General features: G+C 63.9%; 20 protein-coding genes. 6 read left to right on the top strand and 14 right to left on the bottom strand.

What is annotated here, in order from left to right:
* Positions 1-28 precede the first annotated feature (28 nt).
* From RSO41_RS10100 to tal, 5 genes are read left to right on the top strand one after another with little or no spacing between them, the layout of a single operon-like run.
* Complete coding sequence (locus RSO41_RS10100; RefSeq protein WP_315618967.1) at positions 29-1,531, top strand: sugar ABC transporter ATP-binding protein; 1,503 nt, start codon at positions 29-31, stop codon at positions 1,529-1,531.
* Positions 1,528-2,508, top strand: a complete 981-nt coding sequence (locus RSO41_RS10095) for an ABC transporter permease subunit (RefSeq protein WP_315618966.1) — start codon at positions 1,528-1,530, stop codon at positions 2,506-2,508. Before RSO41_RS10100 ends, RSO41_RS10095 begins: the two co-directional genes overlap by 4 nt.
* Positions 2,509-2,555: 47 nt before the next feature.
* Complete coding sequence (locus RSO41_RS10090) at positions 2,556-4,106, top strand: FGGY-family carbohydrate kinase (protein ID WP_315618965.1); 1,551 nt, start codon at positions 2,556-2,558, stop codon at positions 4,104-4,106.
* On the top strand, positions 4,103-4,834 hold the full coding sequence (locus RSO41_RS10085) for an SDR family oxidoreductase (protein WP_315618964.1): 732 nt from the start codon (positions 4,103-4,105) through the stop codon (positions 4,832-4,834). Before RSO41_RS10090 ends, RSO41_RS10085 begins: the two co-directional genes overlap by 4 nt.
* A 28-nt stretch (positions 4,835-4,862) precedes the next feature.
* A complete protein-coding gene (tal, locus tag RSO41_RS10080) occupies positions 4,863-5,816 on the top strand; it encodes a transaldolase (RefSeq protein WP_315618963.1) in 954 nt (317 codons plus the stop codon).
* Positions 5,817-5,833: 17 nt separating this feature from the next.
* On the opposite strand, the gene RSO41_RS10075 is transcribed toward tal, so the two are convergent.
* From RSO41_RS10075 to phaR, 5 genes are all read right to left on the bottom strand, one after another.
* Positions 5,834-6,832, bottom strand: a complete 999-nt coding sequence (locus tag RSO41_RS10075) for a LacI family DNA-binding transcriptional regulator (protein WP_315618962.1) — start codon at positions 6,830-6,832, stop codon at positions 5,834-5,836.
* Between the two features lie 33 nt (positions 6,833-6,865).
* A complete protein-coding gene (locus RSO41_RS10070; RefSeq protein WP_275288766.1) occupies positions 6,866-7,738 on the bottom strand; it encodes a phosphoribulokinase in 873 nt (290 codons plus the stop codon).
* Positions 7,738-8,172, bottom strand: coding sequence for a thioesterase family protein (locus RSO41_RS10065; protein WP_315618961.1), 435 nt, complete (start codon positions 8,170-8,172; stop codon positions 7,738-7,740). The genes RSO41_RS10070 and RSO41_RS10065 overlap by 1 nt, the downstream gene beginning before the upstream one ends.
* A gap of 58 nt (positions 8,173-8,230) precedes the next feature.
* The gene (gene purD / locus RSO41_RS10060) at positions 8,231-9,520 is read right to left on the bottom strand and encodes a phosphoribosylamine--glycine ligase (RefSeq protein WP_315618960.1); all 1,290 of its coding nucleotides are present in this window, start codon (positions 9,518-9,520) and stop codon (positions 8,231-8,233) included.
* Positions 9,521-9,593: 73 nt separating this feature from the next.
* Complete coding sequence (phaR, locus tag RSO41_RS10055) at positions 9,594-10,058, bottom strand: polyhydroxyalkanoate synthesis repressor PhaR (RefSeq protein ID WP_315618959.1); 465 nt, start codon at positions 10,056-10,058, stop codon at positions 9,594-9,596.
* 146 nt (positions 10,059-10,204) lie between these two features.
* Here phaR and RSO41_RS10050 point away from each other — a divergent pair, with 146 nt between their 5' ends.
* Positions 10,205-10,918: a 16S rRNA (uracil(1498)-N(3))-methyltransferase gene (locus tag RSO41_RS10050; RefSeq protein WP_315618958.1), complete on the top strand. Its 714-nt coding sequence runs from the start codon at positions 10,205-10,207 to the stop codon at positions 10,916-10,918.
* A 14-nt stretch (positions 10,919-10,932) separates the two neighbouring features.
* Here RSO41_RS10050 and RSO41_RS10045 read toward each other — a convergent pair whose 3' ends face one another.
* The 9 genes from RSO41_RS10045 to RSO41_RS10005 form a co-directional block, all read right to left on the bottom strand.
* Positions 10,933-11,481, bottom strand: coding sequence for an ATP-dependent zinc protease (locus RSO41_RS10045; protein WP_315618957.1), 549 nt, complete (start codon positions 11,479-11,481; stop codon positions 10,933-10,935).
* 283 nt (positions 11,482-11,764) lie between these two features.
* On the bottom strand, positions 11,765-13,030 hold the full coding sequence (locus tag RSO41_RS10040) for a lytic murein transglycosylase (protein ID WP_315618956.1): 1,266 nt from the start codon (positions 13,028-13,030) through the stop codon (positions 11,765-11,767).
* 70 nt (positions 13,031-13,100) lie between these two features.
* Positions 13,101-13,502 carry a monovalent cation/H(+) antiporter subunit G gene (gene mnhG, locus RSO41_RS10035; protein ID WP_315618955.1) on the bottom strand — a complete coding sequence of 134 codons (402 nt, stop codon included), beginning with the start codon at positions 13,500-13,502 and terminating at the stop codon, positions 13,101-13,103.
* Positions 13,495-13,764 carry a monovalent cation/H+ antiporter complex subunit F gene (locus RSO41_RS10030; protein ID WP_315618954.1) on the bottom strand — a complete coding sequence of 90 codons (270 nt, stop codon included), beginning with the start codon at positions 13,762-13,764 and terminating at the stop codon, positions 13,495-13,497. Before RSO41_RS10030 ends, mnhG begins: the two co-directional genes overlap by 8 nt.
* 111 nt (positions 13,765-13,875) lie before the next feature.
* Positions 13,876-14,352 carry a Na+/H+ antiporter subunit E gene (locus RSO41_RS10025; protein ID WP_315618953.1) on the bottom strand — a complete coding sequence of 159 codons (477 nt, stop codon included), beginning with the start codon at positions 14,350-14,352 and terminating at the stop codon, positions 13,876-13,878.
* Positions 14,349-15,866, bottom strand: coding sequence for a Na+/H+ antiporter subunit D (locus tag RSO41_RS10020; protein WP_315618952.1), 1,518 nt, complete (start codon positions 15,864-15,866; stop codon positions 14,349-14,351). The genes RSO41_RS10025 and RSO41_RS10020 overlap by 4 nt, the downstream gene beginning before the upstream one ends.
* Complete coding sequence (locus RSO41_RS10015) at positions 15,863-16,210, bottom strand: Na+/H+ antiporter subunit C (RefSeq protein WP_315618951.1); 348 nt, start codon at positions 16,208-16,210, stop codon at positions 15,863-15,865. The genes RSO41_RS10020 and RSO41_RS10015 overlap by 4 nt, the downstream gene beginning before the upstream one ends.
* Positions 16,211-16,220: 10 nt before the next feature.
* Positions 16,221-16,658 (bottom strand): Na+/H+ antiporter subunit B, encoded by a 438-nt coding sequence (locus RSO41_RS10010; RefSeq protein WP_315618950.1) that lies wholly within the window; start codon positions 16,656-16,658, stop codon positions 16,221-16,223.
* Positions 16,651-18,981 carry a putative monovalent cation/H+ antiporter subunit A gene (locus RSO41_RS10005; RefSeq protein WP_315618949.1) on the bottom strand — a complete coding sequence of 777 codons (2,331 nt, stop codon included), beginning with the start codon at positions 18,979-18,981 and terminating at the stop codon, positions 16,651-16,653. The genes RSO41_RS10010 and RSO41_RS10005 overlap by 8 nt, the downstream gene beginning before the upstream one ends.
* Between the last annotated feature and the right edge of the window lie 99 nt (positions 18,982-19,080).

Raw genomic sequence — 19,080 nt, 5'->3', positions numbered from 1 at the left:
GCCTCGGGCGGCACACGAGGATACCCCCATGACGCCACTACTCTCCCTGCGACACATCTCGAAGTCGTTCCCCGGGGTGAAGGCCTTGCAGGATGTATCGCTCGATGTCCACGCCGGAGAGGTGCATGCCCTGCTCGGCGAGAACGGGGCCGGCAAGTCGACCCTGATGAAGATCCTCTGCGGCATCTACCGACAGGACGCGGGCGACATCGTCATCGATGGCCAGACGCGCGACTTCCATGGTTACCAGGACGCCCTCGACGCCGGGATCGGCATCATCTTCCAGGAGTTCAGCCTGATTCCCGACCTGGATGCCGTGGACAACATCTTCCTCGGCCGCGAGAAACGCAACCGTTTCGGACTGCGCGATCGGGCCGGCATGATCCGTGAGGCCCGGCGCCTGTTCGACCGCCTCAAGGTCTCGATTCCCCTCGACCTTCCCACCGCCGAGCTGAGCATTGCCGATCAGCAGTTCATCGAGATCGCCAAGGCCCTGTCGCTGGATGCCCGCCTGCTGGTCCTTGACGAGCCGACCGCAACCCTGACGCCCAGCGAAGCCGACCACTTGTTCACCATCATGCGCGAATTGCGTCAGCAGGGTGTCGGGATGGTGTTCATTTCGCATCACATGGAGGAGATCTTCACCATCTGCGATCGCGTCACCGTGATGCGCGATGGTGAGAAGGTCGACGACTGCGATACCCACGCGACCACGCCTGACGACCTGATCGAAAAGATGGTCGGCCGGCGCGTCGAGAACATTTTCCCCGACTACCGTTGCGATGCCGACCAGGACGACATCGTGCTGGATATTCAGGCCCTACGACTCGAGGCAGGCGGCCCCGACCATTCATTGAAGCTCCGCCGTGGCGAAATCCTGGGCTTCGCCGGCCTGGTGGGCTCGGGGCGCACCGAGCTGGCCAGGGGGCTGATCGGCGCGACTCGCCCCGTCCATGCCAGCGTTCGTATCGAGGGCCAGACGGTCAAGCTTCGTCACCCCGCCGCCGCCCTCAAGCACGGCATCGGTCTGCTGCCGGAAAGTCGCAAGACACAGGGCCTGATCCTGCCGTTCTCATGCCGTGACAACATTTCATTGAACAACCTGACCCAGTTCAAGGGAAGCCTGCCGCTGCTTCGGCGCCGCCAGGAATCGCGTACCACTGCTGACTTGATGGCAGCGGTACGCGTCAAGGCCCCCGGTCCCGAAACCCCCGTCGGCGACCTCAGCGGTGGCAACCAGCAGAAGGTCGTCATCGCGCGCTGGCTGGGCCACCAATGCAAGGTGCTGATCTTCGATGAGCCGACACGAGGAATCGACGTCGGTGCCAAGGCGGAGATCTACGCCCTGATGAAGGAGCTTACCGCTCAGGGGGTATCCATCATCATGATTTCCTCGGAACTTCCCGAAGTGCTCGGCCTGTGCGACCGCGCCGCGGTCTTCTATCAAGGGCGGATCGCCGCCGAACTCGAAGGCAGTGCACTCGACTCGCAATCCATCATGCATCATGCCACGGGGGGACTCAGCCCATGAGCCAGCTCGCCTCAACACCCGGTACGGCCCGTCAGTCCCTCACCGCACGACTGGCCCGCTGGCGCCGCACCCCGGTCTTCTACCCGCTGATCGGTTTCATCGTCGTCTTTTTCGCCATGGCGATGATCAACGACAACTTCCTGACCTCGAGCAACCTCGCCAACCTGACGCGTCAGGCATCCATCATCGCCATCATCGCGGTAGGCATGAGTCTGGCCATTCTCACCGGCGGCATCGATCTGTCGGTCGGCCCGGTGATGGCCCTGTCGGGTACCATCATGGCCGGCCTGATGGTCGCTGGCGTGCCCCCGGCACTGGCCATCATCCTCGGCCTGCTGGTCGGCGCCGCCTTCGGTGCCTTCAATGGCATCTTCGTGGCCTTCGCCGGCATGCCACCGATCATCGTCACCCTCGCCACCATGGGGATCGCCCGCGGGCTCGGTCTGATCTATACCGGCGGCTACCCGATTTCCGGCCTGCCACCGGAATTCGCCTTTTTCGGGCGCGGCACGCTGGCAGGCATCGAGATGCCGATCCTGATCATGATCGCCGTCTATGCGCTCGGGTATGTGCTGCTCGGCCATACCGCGACCGGGCGCTACCTGTATGCCATCGGCGGCAACGAAGAAGCGACCCGGCTATCCGGTATCCGCGTCTCGCGCTACAAGCTGCTGGTCTACACCCTGAGCGGAACGACCGCCGCCATCGCCGGCCTGATCCTGACGTCACGCCTGATGAGCGGCCAGCCCAACGCCGGCGTCGGCTTCGAACTGGATGCCATCGCCGCCGTGGTGCTTGGCGGTGCCGCCATCACCGGCGGACGCGGCATGATCCTCGGCACCCTGGTCGGCGCCATGCTGCTCGGCGTGCTCAACAACGGCCTCAACCTGATGGGGGTCTCGCCCTACCTCCAGAATGTCATCAAGGGTCTGATCATCCTCCTGGCGATCTACATCAGCCGCAAACGCACCCTCTGACCGACGGCACGAACCGGATCAGCCCTGGCCGAAAGCAGGAGAATCGTATGGACACCGTCATCGGTATCGATATCGGTACCCAGAGCACCAAGGCACTGGTGATCGACCGCCATGGCCGAATCCTGGCCGAGCATAGCCAGGGCTACCGCGTCGACACTCCCCGCCCTCTCTGGGCCGAGCAATGGCCGGACGTATGGTGGGAGGCCGTGCTTGCCTGCCTCCGCGCCTGCCTCGATGTCCCGGAGGTGGATCCCCGGGGCGTTCAGGGACTATGCGTAAGCAGCCTCTACGGCGGGTCGGGCGTCCCGGTCGACGCCGATATAAGGCCCGTGCACCCTTGCCTGATCTGGATGGACCGTCGGGCCGAACCCCAGGTCCAGTGGGTAAGGGAAAATCTCGACATGGCCCGCCTGGAGACCATCACCGGCAATGGCGTGGACAGCTATTACGGTTTCACCAAGATGATGTGGCTCAAGGCCGAACGCCCCGATGTCTGGCATCAGACGCGTTACCTGCTACCCCCCAACAGCTACATCAACTATCGCCTGAGCGGCGAGATTGCCATCGATCACAGTTCGGCCGGCAACATCGGCGGCATCTACGACCTGGCGGCACGTCGCTGGTCGACGGAAATGCTCGATGCCCTGGGCCTCGACCAGGACAAGCTGCCGACCCGGCTGGTGGCCTCGGGAGCCGCGATCGGCGGCCTGCTGCCGTCGCTGGCCGACTCGCTTGGCCTGGCGGCCGATATCCCCGTGGTCGCCGGCGGCGTCGATGCGGCAATGGCCACCCTGGCCGCCGGCGCGACCCGCCCCGGCAATCACGTCGCCATGATCGGCACCAGCATGTGCTGGGGCGTGATCAACCAGAGCGTCGAGGCCAGCCAGGGGCTGATCAGCATGCCCCACGTGCTGAACAGCGACCGTGACCTCTATACCTTCGGCGGCGCCCTGACCGCCGGAGCGTCGGTCAGCTGGTTCGTCGACATGCTGGGTAGCGATAGCTCGACCGCCGATGAACATGGCAGCGTCCACGACCGGCTCGAGCCTCCCGCCCGAGCACTTCCCCCGGGTGCCGAAGGCCTGCTGTTCCTGCCCTACCTGATGGGGGAGCGCAGCCCGGTGTGGGATGCCCGGGCCAGTGCCGGCTTCATCGGTCTCAGCCTCTATCATCGTCGACATCATCTGTATCGCGCCGTACTGGAAGGTGTGACCTTCGCCCTGCGTCACAACATGGAAGCCGGCAAGCGCCAGGGCGGCGCCCTCGACTCCCACTTGATCGTGGTCGGCGGGGCCACCCGCTCTGACCTGTGGATGCAGATCATCGCCGATGTGACCCGAATGCCGGTCTACACCTACCGCGAAAACGTGGAAGCCGCTCTGGGAGCTGCCCTGCTGGCCGGACAGGCAACCGGCGTGATCGATCTCGACCAGCCGATGCAGCATAGCACCCTGCTCGAACGCGCCGCGCCGTCCGAAACGGCGGCACGCCAATACGACGCGCTGTTCTCTCTTTACTGCCAGCTCTATCCAGCGCTCAAGCCCATCATGCACCGGCTCAACATCAACGACGCCCTCACGGATGATGCCTTCTCATGAATTTCGAACTCCAGAATCAACGCATTCTCGTCACCGGAGCGACCAGCGGCATCGGCCTCGATATCGCCCGGACCCTCGCCGAGCTCGGCGCCGATCTGGTGCTGCTCGGCCGAAACCGGGACAGGCTTGACGACCTCCAGCATGAACTGGGGGCCCGCACCCTGATCGTCGATATTACCGATGAGGCTGCGGTCTCGAAGGCTTTTATCGAGATGCCCGCCCTGGATGGTCTGGTCAACTGTGCCGGGATCTCGATTCTCGACAGTGTCCTGGACGTCGGGGCCGAGGATCTCGAGCGAATCATGGCCACCAACGTCACTGCCAGTGCCGTGATGGCACGGGAAACGGCACGCAACATGCTGGAACACGGCCGCCAGGGCAGCATCGTCAACGTCTCCAGCCAGGCCGCAATGGCGGCTCTGCCCGACCACCTCGGCTACTGCGCCTCCAAGGCGGCGATGGATGCCATGACCCGAGTGCTGTGTCTCGAACTCGGTCCCAAGGGAATTCGCGTCAACAGCGTCAATCCGACGGTGACCCTGACGCCCATGGCCGAACGTGCTTGGTCGGACCCCGCCAAGCGCGACCCGATGCTGGCTGCCATCCCGCTGGGCCGCTTCGCCACCCCGCGGGACGTCGCCCTGCCGGTGGCGTTCCTGTTGAGCCGGGCAGCGTCGATGGTCAGCGGCACCTGCCTGCCGGTCGATGGCGGTTTCACGTCGCACTAGATCCACCCTTCACTCGAGAGCCCCCTCCATGACCCATCGACTCGACGCACTTCGTCAGCACTCCCTGGTGGTCGCCGACACTGGCGACCTGGATGCCATTCGGCGCTACCGGCCCCATGACGCCACCACCAATCCCTCGCTGATCCTCAAGGCCTTCGAGCTGCCGGGGTATCAGGCACTGATCGATCGCGAGCTGGCCGACGTCCAGGCCGAAGCCGGCCATCGTCGGGAAGAGCATGCCGTGGACCGCCTCGCCGTGGCCATGGGAAGCGAGATCGCCAGGATCGTGCCCGGTCGCGTGTCCACCGAAGTGGCCGCCAGGCTCTCCTTCGACACCCAGGCCAGCATCCGCAAGGCCTTTGAACTGATCGCACTCTACGAGCGACATGGTGTGTCCAGGGACCGGGTGCTGATCAAGCTGGCCTCGACCTGGGAAGGCATCCGCGCTGCCGAGATCCTGGAAAGAGAAGGCATCAACTGCAACCTGACCCTGTTGTTCAGCGATGCCCAGGCCCAGGCCTGCTTCGATGCCGGCGTCTTCCTGATCTCGCCCTTCGTCGGCCGCGTCACGGACTGGTACAAGAAGGAAACCGGCCAGGATTTCACGCCCGATACCGACCCCGGGGTACAGTTCGTGCGTGGCGTCTGCCAACGGGTTAGCCAGGGCGGCTACGACACCGTGGTGATGGGCGCCAGCTTCCGCAACACCGGTCAGGTATTGGCGCTGGCCGGGTGCCCGCGGTTGACCATCTCACCACAGCTGCTCGAGGAGCTCGCCACCACGACGGGCGATGTCAGGCCCAGGATGCTCCTGGCACACGGTGGCGGGCCCCGGCCGTCTCCGCTCACCGAGCCTGCCTTTCGCTGGAACCATAATCACGATGCCATGGCCAATGATAAGCTCGCCGAAGGCATTCGACGCTTCGCCGAGGATCAGGAGCACCTCGAGGCGCGCATTGCCGACCGCCTGGCATCCCTCTGAGACGGCGTCTCAGAGGGTCAATGCATCAGAGAAGCGGAGACGACGACCTCCCGGCCTGCCACCGAGGGGTCCTCGATCTGCTCGAAAAGCAGGCGAAAGGCCTCATGGCCGGCCCGGTATGTGTCGTGCACCGCACAGGGCACCGACACCTCGAAGATATCGGCGTAGGGCAAACGATCGACCCCGGCCACGACGACATCGTCACGGGACACATGGGCATCGTGCAGGGCTCGCATGGCACCCAGCGTGATCAACTGATTGAAGCCGAACACGGCCTCCGGAGGCCTGCGCTGGCGCAGGAAATCGGCCATGTCGCGATAGGCCGGTTGCAGGGTATAGTCGCCCGGTCGCTGCTCCAGGCTCAATGAGATGCCGGTGGTGCCATAGGCTTCCTTGAGACCTGCCAATCGATGCTGCGTGATGCGTGACCCTCTCGGTCCCGTCAGTGCCAGCACGTGACCGACCCCCGCTTTCACCAGCGCCTCTCCCACCAGCCGGCCGGCAAGGTGATTATCCAGCACCACTCGGCTGAAATCCGCCACGTCCAGGGTCCGGTCGAGCATGACGACCGGCAGCCTGGCGGCTCGCAGCCGGTCGAGATAGGCAGGCTGATAGGTGGTGTCGTCGGAGACCGGGGAGAGAATGACACCGGCCACCTGATAGCTGAGCAGGGTCTCGATCGCCACCTCTTCACGCGCCGGCGACCCGTCGGTATCGATCAGCATGATGGTATAGTCATGCTGATCGGCCGCGCGGGAAATCGCCTTGATGACTTCACTGTAGAAGGGGTTGTCGACACTGGCCGTCACCAGGCCGATCAAACGATTCTTGCGGCTCCTGAGATGACTGGCAAAGGCATTGGGGACGTAGCCCAGCTCCTGTGCCGCGGCCAGAATCTTCTCGCGTGTCTGCGGTTTGACCTTGTCGGGATTCTGGAAGGCACGCGACACCGTCATGTTGGTCATGCCCACATGCCGGGCGATGTCGTTGATGGTTACCTTGCTACGTCTGGCCATGTTGCTTACCCGGCTTCGGAGATTCGACGCCGCTCAACGGAAACGTCGCTGGGCCAGCAGGTGACGCACCAGAGGGCCCAGGATCAATTCCATGGCCAGCGACAGGCGTGACCCTGGCACCACCAGGGTATGAGGGCGACTCATGAAGGAGTCCTGAATCATCGCCAGCAGATACGGAAAGTCCACGGTGGCGGGGTCGCGAAAGCGAATCACCACGAAGGACTCGGCATCGGTGGGAATATCCTGCACCTCGAAGGGATTGGAGGTATCCACCGTGGGGACGCGCTGGAAATTGATATGGGTCCGCGAGAACTGAGGCAGGATATAGCGGACATAGTCATCCATGCGCCCCAGGATGGTGTCGATCACTGCCTCCTGAGTATACCCCCTGGCCTGGATGTCTCGGTCGATCTTCTGGATCCATTCCAGGTTCATGGTCGGCGCCACGCCCACCAGTAGATCGACGTGCCGGGCGATATCGTGCTCGGCGGTGACCAGCCCCCCGTGCAAGCCTTCGTAGAACAGCAGATCAGTGCCCGAGGGCAAGGACTGCCATTCGGTGAAGGTGCCGACCTGGTAGCCGGCCTCGATCATCGACTTGTCTTCGGCATGGATGTAATGCCGATAAGTGCCGATGCCATTGTCGCCATATTCCAGGAAGAGCTCTTCGAGCTTGTCGAGCAGGTTGGCTTCCACCGCGAAGTGCGAGAGCTCGTCCTTGCGCTCTGGCTCCTCGCGGAACATGCGTGCCAGCTCTTGCCGGGTATAGCGATGGAAGGCATCGCCGTCGACGAAGGCCGCATGCACATCCTCGCGGGCGAACATGCGCTCGAAGGTACGCTTCACGGTGGTCGTGCCCGCCCCGGATGAACCGGTGACGGCAATGATCGGATACTCCCGGGACATCAGCCGCCCTCCATCAGACGATCTGCCAGAGCGGCGGGAACCGGCACGGGGCGGCCGGCATCGGGATCGACCAGCATCAGGTTGAGACGCGCGGTCGCCACGGTGCGAACGTCCGACTCGCGACGGAGACGGTGATAGACGGTAATCGCCTTGCGCGATGGCACCGGAATGGCGGTATCGACCACCAGGGCATCCGGCCATCGCGACTCGGCCTGATACTGAACGGCGAGATCCGCTGCCACGCAGAGATAGCCGCCCATGTCACCCTCCGAGAGCCCCAGGCTGGCCAGCGCCTGAACACGGGCCTCGTGCATCAAGGACACCACGGCGTCATGGCCGAGATGACGCCCATAATTCATGTCGGTGATACGCACCGACAAGGGGTGGCGATGGCAGATATCCGCCTCGGGAAACTCGAGCCTGACGCGTTCCATGTTGCGGGCCTCCTGAATGTTCTCGCGAACGGAATGTCACGCGCGATGGAAGGGAGCCTCAGCCGTTGCCACGATCGATGGCACGATGAGCAATATCACGACGATAGGCGACATCGGGCCAGGTGATCTCGGCCAGGCCTCGATAGGCCAGGTCCCTGGCCGCCGACACCCCCTCGCCCAACGCCGTCACGCACAGTACTCGACCACCGGCGGTGACGACCGCATCGTCCGCGCCGAACCGGGTGCCAGCATGAAACACCTTGCAGCCGGTCGCTTCGGCGGCCTCCAGGCCGGTGATGGCATCGCCCTTGCGGTACTCGCCGGGATAACCGCCGGCCGCCATCACCACCCCGACGGCATCGCGCTCATCCCAGTCACAGGCGAGTCCTTCGAGCCCCCCCCGCGCGCCGGCCAGGCACAGCTCGGCGAGATCCGACGTCAGACGCATCATGATCGGCTGGGTCTCGGGATCACCGAAGCGACAGTTGTACTCGATCACCTTGGGGTTGCCGTCGGCGTCGATCATCAGGCCCGCATAGAGAAAACCGGTGTAGGGATGGCCCTCCTCGGCCATGCCCCGCACCGTGGGCTCGATGACTCGGGCCATGATCCGTTCATGAATCTCTCGAGTGACCACCGGCGCCGGCGAGTAGGCGCCCATGCCACCGGTATTGGGACCGGCATCCCCGTCGAGGGCACGCTTATGGTCCTGGCTGGTGGCCATGGGCAGCACCGTGTCGCCATCGACCATGACGATGAAGCTGGCCTCTTCACCCTCGAGGAATTCCTCGATCACCACCCGGGCCCCGGCATCGCCGAAGGCGTTGTCCTCGAGCATGTCGCGAATCGCTGCCTCGGCCTCGGCCTGGGTCATGGCCACGATGACACCCTTGCCGGCGGCCAGGCCATCGGCCTTGATGACGATCGGCGCCCCTTTCTCGGCGAGATAGTCGAGCGCCGGCTCCACCGTGATGAAAGTGCGATACTCGGCAGACGGGATGGCATGGCGCGCCAGGAAGTCCTTGGTGAAGGCCTTGGAACCCTCCAACTGGGCCGCACCGGCGGTAGGGCCGAAGATCGTCAGGCCAGCCTCGCGGAAGCGATCCACCACGCCGTCGACGAGCGGCGCCTCGGGGCCGACGATCGTCAATTCGATACCCTCGTCACGCGCGAAGGCCACCAGGCCCTCCAGGTCGTCGACGCCGATCGCCACGTTCTCGAGCCCTGGTTCACGGGCAGTACCGGCATTACCCGGCGCCACATGGACCGTCTCGACCCGGGGGGACTGGGCGACCTTCCAGGCCAGGGCATGTTCGCGGCCACCGCCGCCGATGATCAGAACCTTCATCCGGTGCTCTACCTCAATACCTCGGGAAAACGTCGCGGTATTATGTCAGAAACTCGCCTCGACCGCCGCCTGATCAGGACTTGTCGTTGTCATCATCGTCCTGCGAGTTGCGGCCGCCTCCACCGAGGTTCTGCTGCCAGAAGCGCATGTTCTCCTCGGCCAGCTCACGCATCAGTTCCATGGGAGTGTGCCGCATGGCCTGCTGCCACTGATCCTGCATGTGCTTCTGCTGCTCCATCATCAGGCGGGTACCCTGCTCCAGATAACGCGCCAGAGGCAGCGGCTTGGCCATGTCGTAGACCCGGATGAACTGGGCCAGCAGATCGTTGGAGAAGACCTCGGCCTCGCCATCGGCCTGCTCCTGTTCGATGATGATCGACAGCAGGATGGTACGGGTCAGGTCCTCGCCGGACTTGGCGTCCTCGACCCGGAAGGGCACCTCGTCGAGCACCAGGCTGCGCAGGTCCTCGAGGGTTACATAACGGCTCTGTTCGGTATCATAGAGCCGACGATTGGCATACTTGCGTATCACGCGCACGGCGCTGCTCCTTGTCATTGTCGACTGGGCGATCGCCCTTCATCCACGTATTGTGCACCGCGCCACCCACCATGCAAGGCAACCGGGGAAATCGAGGCCGATGCCCGGAGGTCCCTTCCATCTTCCACAAGGTATCACGAGACACCATGAACCTGATCCTGCTCTCGCCCGAGGATATCGAGGACGGACGCCTGGCCCGAGTCCGCGATCCACGACGCCTGGCACACCTCAAGGACGTCCACCGAGCGCGTGCCGGCGACACCATGACACTGGGCATCGAAGACGGTCTCCTGGGACGCGGCACTCTGCTCGAGTATCGCGACGACGAAGCACTGTTCGACATCAGCGGTCTCGAGGAGGCACCGCCACCGGCCTTGCCGGTTCACCTGGTTCTGGCCCTGCCGCGCCCGCGCATGCTGGCACGCAGCCTCGAGCACGCCACGGCCCTGGGCGTGAAGTCCCTGACCCTGCTCAATACCCGCCGGGTGGAGAAGAGTTACTGGCAGTCGCCGGAACTCGGCGCGGACAGGATCCGCCGTCACCTGGTGCTCGGCCTCGAACAGGCCCGGGACACCCGGCTCCCCGAAGTGACGCTGGCCAAGGGCTTCCGCCCCTTCGTCGAGGACCGCTTGCCGGCGCTGCTGTCAACCAGCCGCGGGCTGCTGGCACACCCCGGCATGCCGGAGGCCTGTCCACGCGGCGTCGACGAACCGATCACCCTGGTGATCGGGCCCGAAGGGGGCTTCATTCCCTGGGAGGTCGACACGCTGCTCGAGGCAGGTTGCCGAGGCGTGCACCTGGGACCGCGCATTCTGCGGGTGGAAACCGCCGTTACCGCCCTTCTGGCACGCCTCGCCTGAAAGACGTCGGGGCCTCACTCCTCATCGGGGTCAAAAGACACCAGCGGCGAGTCGGCATCGCAATCCGGCTCGGTGGTGAAGGTCTCGCGCACGTCCAGCACGCCAAGATGGCCGATGGAGCGCCGCCCCAGCAACATCGGGTAGTTCATCTCCTCGCGATTGCGCAGGCTGAACTGCTCCTCGTAACGCGTATCCCCCACGCAAACCTCGAGCAGCACCACCGGCCGCTCGTCCCGGCCGCCCGCACCGCGTACCGTCAGGTCGCGGTAGAGCGGGCGCTCCAGGCGTTCGGAGAATCGCTCGCCATTGGCCTCGTTCTCGAGCTTGAGCCGAAAGCTCACCCACTCCTCGTCGTTCTTCTCGAAGATCTCGATGTCACGGGCATCCAGCGACGAGGTCAGGGCGCCGCTGTCCAGCTTGGCCTTGATCTCCACATTCCCGGGCTCGAGCGTGACCTTCTCCACCCAGCCGAGCGGCCGATTCGACGCGATATCATCGTCGGCCAGCGCCCACGACGAACACAGCACAAGGCTCAACAACAGGGGACGAAGAATGACATCCATTAAGGGCTCTCCTTGATCATACCGGCGATGTACGGTCGCCCCGGCAGGAAGGCGTGCCGGGGCGATCATCATGCAATGTTTCCCTTGCTCAGAGGGTGTTTACAAAACAGGCGAACGAAGGCAAGGGCTAGGCCCGCTCCCGACGGGCCAACGCATTTCCCACATCCATGTGGGTCACAAGGCGAAATTGAGTGAAAAAGCGCAGTTTACGATGGGTAAATGAGCATTTTGAGGTCAATTTCAACGCCGTATTGCCGAGTGTAGGCATTTTGTAGACACCCTCTCAGGGACGCAGGCGCTCGAGCAGCCCCCTGGTCGCGAAACCATCGGGCGTCACGCCGAGGGCACGCTGAAAGGCGCGCAGCCCACGACGGGTATTCGGCCCCAGGATGCCGTCGGGAGTTCCCGTATCGAAGCCTCGATCGTTCAAACGCTGCTGCATCTCCCGCACCTCACTGCGTTTCAAGGGCGGCTGCTCGCGCGGCCAATCACCCTGGATACCCTCGCGCCCGGCGATGACATCGCTCAGCGTCGCCACTGCCAGGGCATAACTGGTGGCGTTGTTGTAACGCAGGATGACCCGAAAATTGGGGCCGACCAGGAATGCCGGCCCCTGGGCACCGGCCGGCGTGATCACTGACGCCGAAGCGAAGTCGGGTAATCCACGGCCATCCCGGGCACGCACGCCGGCTACCGACCATTCGGCACTGGAACGACGGATATCGGGCTCGGTCAGGGTATAATCGAAGTCTTCCGGCAGGCGGACCTCGGTTCCCCAGGGCTCGCCTTCCCGCCAGCCGGCTTCATCGAGATAGTTCGCGGTGGAAGCCAGCACGTCGGCAATGCTGTTCCAGATATCCCGGCGCCCGTCACCATCGCCGTCCACGGCATGGGCCAGGAAGCTCGAGGGAATGAACTGGGTATGCCCCATGGCGCCAGCCCAGGAGCCTTTCATGCGTGCCGGGGAAATATCGCCGGCCTCGATGATACGAAGGGCGGCAATCAGCTCGCCGCGGGCGAAGTCGCGGCGGCGACCGTCATGGGCCAGCGTGGCCAGCGCCTCCAGCGTCGAGAAGTCGCCGAGATAGTCGCCATAGCTGCTCTCGATGCCCCAGATGGCCACCAGCACCTCGCTGGGCACTCCATATCGCTCGGCCATCTGCCGGGCCGTATCACGATATTCGGCCAGACGCTCGCGTCCCTTGCGGACGCGCGAGGCCGACACGGCACTGTCGAGATACTCCCAGACCGGTCTCACGAATTCCGGCTGGGCACCGTCCAGCTCGATGACCCGAGGCCGATAGCGCAGCCCGTCAAGGGCTCGATCGAGGGTTGCCTCGGCGATGCCTTCGGCACGGGCCCGGCGCCGAAAGCTCGCCAGCCAGGTCTCGAAGGAGACCTCCTCGGCCTCGGAAACGGGCGCCTCTTCGGTCGGCGCGGCGGTATCTGCCGCCGCAGGGGACTCGGCCCGGGCATCCCGGGGCTGGGCGCTCTGGCAGCCGACCAGGGCGGCGCACAGGACGGCGAGAGGGAGCAGCTTGAGTGTCATGGCATCGCATTCCTTGGCGGTGTCGGCCCCGATCATCGCCTACAACGACGTCGGGTGCCAGCCCATTCCATCACGCGTCGCGGTCGTGCTCATCGGCCTTGTCACACCGTTCGCGTTCCAGCCCGCTGTCCAGGCGGTGGCTCAACGGGTCGTAATGCGGCTTGAGTTCATCCTTCAGGGTTCCATCCCATAACCGGGCACCCACGAAATAGCCGGCGCGCCCGATGATATGCGCCGCCACCGGCGCCGTCATCATGATGAACAGGATGATCCCGAAGGCTCTGGCCACCACCGCCTCCTCGGCGAAGTGAATGGCCACCCCCAGCATGACCAGGGAAATGCCCAGGGTCGCCGCCTTGGTCGTGGCGTGCATGCGCGTCAACAGGTCGGGCAGGCGCAGTACACCGAGAGCCGCCAGGCACATGAAGAGCGATCCTACCAGCACCAGACCCGCAACGAGCCACTCAGTCATCACGAGGTCCTCCGCGCTCGAGGAAACGCGCGAAACCGATCGTGGCCATGAACCCCATCAACGCTACGACGATGGCAACATCCAGCAACAGGGCCACATCGGAGGCAATGGCCACCACCCCGATGATACCGACGAGGATCGACGAGAACAGCTCCATGGCCACTACCCGATCGGGCAGGCTGGGGCCGCGAAACAGGCGAATGAAGGTCAGGCACAACGCCAGCGCCATCACCGCCAGGCTGATCAGGAATACGGTCGACATGCATGCCCCCTCTCGCGATTAACCTGGCAATCCAATAGATCGTCCTGATCTATTGAATTGTCGGCGGCACCTCCCTGTGCCGCGATCAACCCGACATAAAAGCTTGCCGGGTTAATATCGGAAAAGCGCCAAAGCTCGACGCTCCAGCTCGGCCAGGCTGCGTCGCAGCGCCGGTTCGTCATCGAGAAACATGGCGTGGATGTACAGCACCCTTCGGTCATCGGACACGTCCAGGCTCAGGGTCCCCGGCGTCAAGGAAATCAAGTTGGCCACGAAAGCGATCTCGAGCTCCGTCCGGGCCTCCAGGGGCATGGCAATGACCCCCGGCTTCATGTACCAGGGCGGCGTGATGATGTCGTATGACACCTTGCAGTTGGCCACCACGAGTTCCTTGATAAAGAAGCCGACGAAACGTACCAGACGAGGCAACCGCTGGGCATAGCCCGCCAATGCCGGCACCTGAGGCTGAATCAACGCTAGCACCAGGTAGCCGAAGACCATGCCCGCCAGCAGATTGCCACCGCTGAAGTCCCCGGTCAGCACGACCCAGGCGAGTCCCAGCAACAGATTCCAGGCCGCTCCGATCATCGTGCTTCCCCTCCGGCATCGCCGAGCACGGCTTCGATGTAACGCTCTGGCGCCAGCAACTGGCTGGCCGATGTCTCGGCGAGGGCATACAGCGGCCCGGCATTGAGCCCGATGAACAGAGTGCAGAGCGCCAGCCCGGCCACCGGGGTCACCATCAGCCAGAGCTCACCTCGCTTGATCGCGGAACGCGGCGCGTCATCGTGCTCGCCGGGATCGGCCTTCCAGAAGACCTCGGACCAGAGCTTGATCATCGAGTACAGCGTCAACAGCCCCACCAGCAGCGCAATGAAGGTCACGCCATAGGCCTCGGCCTGGAGCCCCGCGCGGATCACGATGAACTTGGCGAAAAAGCCCGACAAGGGAGGCATGCCGGCCAGGGAAAGGGCCGAAATCAGGAACAATACCGCCAACCACGGATGCCGGCGATATACGCCTCCCAGGGCCTCGAGCCGATAGCTCCCGTACAGCCGATGCACGATACCGCTGATCAGAAACAGGTTCGCCTTCACGATGATATGGTGCGCGATATAGAAGACGCCGCCGATGACCGCCAGGGGCGTGAAGAGCGCCAGCCCCAGGATCATGTAGCCGATCTGGCTGACGATATGAAACGACAGGACTCGCCGAAACTCGTACTGTGCCGCGGCCCCCAGCACCCCGGAGAGCATGGTCAGTCCGGCTCCCCATAGCAGTACCTCATGGGTATACCCCGGACTGTGATGAAAGATCAGCGTGAAGACACGATAGAGCGCATAGACCCCTACCTTGGTGAGCAGACCGGCGAACAGTGCCGATACCGCCACCGGCGGCGTGTGATAGGACGCCGGCAACCAGAAGAACAGGGGAAACGCCGCCGCCTTGATGCCGAAGGCGACCAGGAACATCATCGCCAGCGCATCGACCATGCCGTTATCGTCCAGCCGGGGCAGACGCTGGGCAATGTCGGCCATGCTGAGGGTTCCGACCATGCTGTACAGCAACCCCACCGCGATCAGGAAGATCACCGACGACACCAGGTTGAGCGTGACGTACTTGATCGCCCCTTCCATCTGCGGCTTCTCGCTGCCCAGGATCAGCAGTGCGAAGGACGCCACCAGCATGACTTCGAACCAGACATAGAGGTTGAAGATATCCCCGGTGAGAAAGGCGCCTGTCACCCCGGCCAGCAACAGGTGCATCAGCGGGAAATAGCCGAAGGCCTCATGACCGCGCCCCGTGGTGGCCAGCGAGTACAACGCCACCGCAAATCCGATGATCCCGGTCAACACCACCATGATAGCGCCCAGCATGTCGGCCACCAGGCTGATGCCGAAGGGTGCCGGCCACCCCCCCATCTGCATCACCAGGATGCCGTCGCGATGCACCGTGGCCAGCAGCCAGATACTGGTGGCCAGCAACCCGGCAGTACCGAGCACGGCGATGAGACGCTGCATGCCCCGGGAACGCCAGAACACCAGCGACACGGCGCCGGCCAACAGCGGAATCAAGATGGGTAGCGCAATCTGAGGGTTCACGTATCGGTATCCTTCATCCGATCGAGATCATCGGCACGCACGACTTCCCAGGCCCGACGCACCAGCACCACGGCAAAGGACAAGACACCGAAGGCAATGACGATGGCCGTGAGGACCAATGCCTGCGGCAACGGATCGGCCACCACACCCGGTGGTGCCGACAGCCCTTCGGGCACCAGCGGTGGAGCCCCTCGCACCATCCCCGCCATGGAGAAGATCAACAGGTTGGCGGCATTGGAAAGCAGCATCAGGCCGATCACCAGTTTGACGATGGAGCGGCGCAGCATCATGTAGATCGCTGCGGCGAAGAGTACGCCGATCGTGACGGCCATCAACGATTCCATGATCCCCTCCTCAGTCTCGTGACTCGCCGGCGTGATCCGTATCGACCAGGGCAGTGATCGCCGTCAGCACCGAGCCGACGACAGCCAGATAAACCCCGATGTCGAAGACCAGTGGAGTGGATGCCTTGAAGCCAATCACCGGGATCGTCCACCACTGGGCGGTAAAGAAGGGCTCGCCGACCCACCAGGCCGGCAGGGTCGAGAACACCCCGAGCAGCAGCCCCATGGCCACCAGATCGCGAGGTGACACCTTGAGCATCTCGCTCAAGGCGCTGCGGCCATAGGCGAAGAAGTAGAGTGTGAAGGCACCGGAGGCCACCAGGCCGGCGATGAAACCGCCCCCCGGCTCGTCATGACCACGCAACAGCAGGAACACGGAGAACAACAGCTGCAGGGGCAACAGCAAGCGTGCCGCCACATTGAGGATCAGGGTGCCCGATCTAACCATTGCCGTCCCTCCCCCCGGTCAGGCCGCGACTCGCATCATGCTCGGCGGCGTGAAAACGCAGCATCGCGTGAACCCCGACCGCGGCCAGCGCCAGCACGAACATCTCGCCCAGCGTGTCGAGCGCCCGGAAATCCACCAGGATGACGTTGACGATATTGTGGCCGTGACCCAGTGGCTGGCTATTGGCCACCATGTAATCGGAGATGCGCGGCAGGCGCTGCCCATTCAGCACCGACAGCATCAACAGCGTCATCAGCGTGCCGAAGCTGCCCGCCACCACCAGGTCGCGCCATCGCTCCCGCGGTGTCGACAACCTCGCGAAGCGGGGCAGCCGGAAGAGCACCAGTACCAGCAGCACCACGGTCAGGGTTTCCACCAGCAATTGCGTGATCGCCAGATCCGGGGCGCTGAACAGCACGAAGATCAGGGCGATGGAAAACCCCATGATGCCGACGGCCGCCACGGCGGCCAGACGCGAACGCATCACGCAGGCCGTCAAGGCACCGGCCACCATCAGCCCCGCCACCACCATTTCATGGAAATAGGCATCGACCGAAAAGTCGATCGCCAGGGGGTGTCGAATCAGCAACGCATGTCCCACCAATCCCAGCAGGACCAGCAGCGTCATCACCAGATAATTGCGGACATGACCGTTCTGCAGAATGCGGGTCTGCCACTCGGCGACATGCACCATACCGGCCATCAGCAACTCGTAGCCACGTTCGGGGCCGTGGCGGATGACCGGGTCGAGATAGGCGAGCCGATGCCGAACCGCATCCCAGTGTCGGAAGACCAGCGCACCCAGCACCAGGCTCGCCACCGACAGTAACAATGGCAGATTGATGCCATGCCAGAGCGTCAGATGCACCGCCGGATCGACGGCACCCAGGCCATTCACGGTGGACTGCACCAGTGCGTCGAGCGTCCCGGGTGCCAGACCGAACAGCAAGGACAGCGCGGCCAGCAGTGCCGGACCGACGAGCATGCCGACAGGGGCTTCGTGGGGCGTTTCGGGGGTCTCACGCCGCTGCCCGAAGAACGGTCTCAGCGACACGACGGCCGCCACCGCCAACGTCAGAAAGGCCCCGGTGAAGGCCAGCAGCAGCATCAACCCGCCATGGTGATCGGCGGCAAGGACCGACTTCAGCATCAGTTCCTTGCCGAGAAACCCCAGCAGCGGCGGCATGCCCGCCAGCGACAGCGACGCGACACAGGCCACCACCGCGGTTTTCGGCATCACACGACGCAGGCCCCCCATGGTAGTGACATCCTGGGTACCGGTCGCGTGATCGAGGATACCCGCCACCATGAACAAGGCGCCCTTGTACAGCGAATGGGCCAGCAGAAAGGTCACGAAGGCGACCAGGGCCCCTTCGGTACCGATGCCCAGCAGCATGGTCAGGGTGCCCAACGCCATCACCGTCGAATAGGCGAGGAGTTTCTTGAGGTTGGTATGACGAATGGCCAGGAAGGCCCCCGTCGCCATGGTCAGTGCCCCCACCAACGAAAGCGTCGTCTCCCAGAGCCCGGTCCCGCCCAGGGCCGGATGCAGGCGCGCCAGCAGGTAAATCCCGGCCTTGACCATGGTGGCGGAGTGCAGATAGGCGGAAACCGGCGTGGGCGCGGCCATGGCATTGGGCAGCCAGAAATGGAAGGGAAACTGGGCCGACTTGGTGAAGGTACCGATCAAGACGCAGACCAGCAGCGGCGTATAGAGGTCATGCCCGACGAGTTGCGCGCCACGCTCATTGAGCACGGACAGTGACCAGCTATCGCCTGCCTGGGCCAGCATGACGATGCCCGCCAGCAGTGCCAGCCCGCCCCCGACGGTAACGAAGAGCCCCTGCTGAGCCGATTTCCGGGCCACGGGATCGGTATGATGAAAGCCGATCAAGAGGTAGGAGGTGATGCTGGTGAGTTCCCAGAAGACGAACAGCGCCACCAGGTTATCGGCCAGCACCAGGCCCAGCATCGACATCATGAAAGCGATGATCACCACCAGGAAGCGAGGGAGATCTCGCTCTCCCTTCAGATACCCCCCCGTGTAGACCAGGATCAACGCCCCGATCACGGTGATCAGCATGGCAAACAGCCAGGCCAGGCCATCGATCAGGAAGGTCAGGGTGATATCCAGTCCCGGCACCCAGGCCCACTCCAGCAGCAGGGTGTCACCCGCCGCAATGACCGGCCATTGAGCAAGCAGCCACACCGCAATACCTGCCGGCAGCAAGGCCATCACGAGCGGTGTCCGCGCACCAAGCCAGTGATGCAGCAATGGCGCCAATCCCGCCAGCACGAATCCTGCCAGTATTGCGAGCTGCATGAGATGCCCTCTCCTGCCGACCGGGATTCCCCCATGGCCCGCTCGACTCTAAAGAGTTTCATCACTTGAAGGCAAGAGAGGGGGCGAGACGCGTCCATT

Origin of the sequence: Halomonas sp. I1 (genome assembly GCF_032334135.1) — a bacterium.
Taxonomy (GTDB): domain Bacteria; phylum Pseudomonadota; class Gammaproteobacteria; order Pseudomonadales; family Halomonadaceae; genus Halomonas.
The sequence above is the reverse complement of the archived record's forward strand: the minus strand, read 5'-3'. Positions and strand labels throughout refer to the sequence as shown.

Bases quoted from the DNA above. Each gene is read 5' to 3' on its own strand.
- tal (WP_315618963.1), top strand. From the start codon at position 4,863: ATGACCCATCGACTCGACGCACTTCGTCAGCACTCCCTGGTGGTCGCC.
- RSO41_RS10015 (WP_315618951.1), bottom strand. From the start codon at position 16,210: ATGGAATCGTTGATGGCCGTCACGATCGGCGTACTCTTCGCCGCAGCG.
- purD (WP_315618960.1), bottom strand. From the start codon at position 9,520: ATGAAGGTTCTGATCATCGGCGGCGGTGGCCGCGAACATGCCCTGGCC.
- RSO41_RS10005 (WP_315618949.1), bottom strand. From the start codon at position 18,981: ATGCAGCTCGCAATACTGGCAGGATTCGTGCTGGCGGGATTGGCGCCA.
- RSO41_RS10040 (WP_315618956.1), bottom strand. From the start codon at position 13,030: ATGACACTCAAGCTGCTCCCTCTCGCCGTCCTGTGCGCCGCCCTGGTC.
- RSO41_RS10025 (WP_315618953.1), bottom strand. From the start codon at position 14,352: ATGATCGGAGCGGCCTGGAATCTGTTGCTGGGACTCGCCTGGGTCGTG.
- mnhG (WP_315618955.1), bottom strand. From the start codon at position 13,502: ATGACTGAGTGGCTCGTTGCGGGTCTGGTGCTGGTAGGATCGCTCTTC.
- RSO41_RS10095 (WP_315618966.1), top strand. From the start codon at position 1,528: ATGAGCCAGCTCGCCTCAACACCCGGTACGGCCCGTCAGTCCCTCACC.
- RSO41_RS10075 (WP_315618962.1), bottom strand. From the start codon at position 6,832: ATGGCCAGACGTAGCAAGGTAACCATCAACGACATCGCCCGGCATGTG.
- RSO41_RS10085 (WP_315618964.1), top strand. From the start codon at position 4,103: ATGAATTTCGAACTCCAGAATCAACGCATTCTCGTCACCGGAGCGACC.
- RSO41_RS10030 (WP_315618954.1), bottom strand. From the start codon at position 13,764: ATGTCGACCGTATTCCTGATCAGCCTGGCGGTGATGGCGCTGGCGTTG.
- RSO41_RS10090 (WP_315618965.1), top strand. From the start codon at position 2,556: ATGGACACCGTCATCGGTATCGATATCGGTACCCAGAGCACCAAGGCA.
- RSO41_RS10010 (WP_315618950.1), bottom strand. From the start codon at position 16,658: ATGGTTAGATCGGGCACCCTGATCCTCAATGTGGCGGCACGCTTGCTG.
- RSO41_RS10045 (WP_315618957.1), bottom strand. From the start codon at position 11,481: ATGGATGTCATTCTTCGTCCCCTGTTGTTGAGCCTTGTGCTGTGTTCG.
- RSO41_RS10050 (WP_315618958.1), top strand. From the start codon at position 10,205: ATGAACCTGATCCTGCTCTCGCCCGAGGATATCGAGGACGGACGCCTG.
- RSO41_RS10100 (WP_315618967.1), top strand. From the start codon at position 29: ATGACGCCACTACTCTCCCTGCGACACATCTCGAAGTCGTTCCCCGGG.
- RSO41_RS10065 (WP_315618961.1), bottom strand. From the start codon at position 8,172: ATGGAACGCGTCAGGCTCGAGTTTCCCGAGGCGGATATCTGCCATCGC.
- RSO41_RS10070 (WP_275288766.1), bottom strand. From the start codon at position 7,738: ATGTCCCGGGAGTATCCGATCATTGCCGTCACCGGTTCATCCGGGGCG.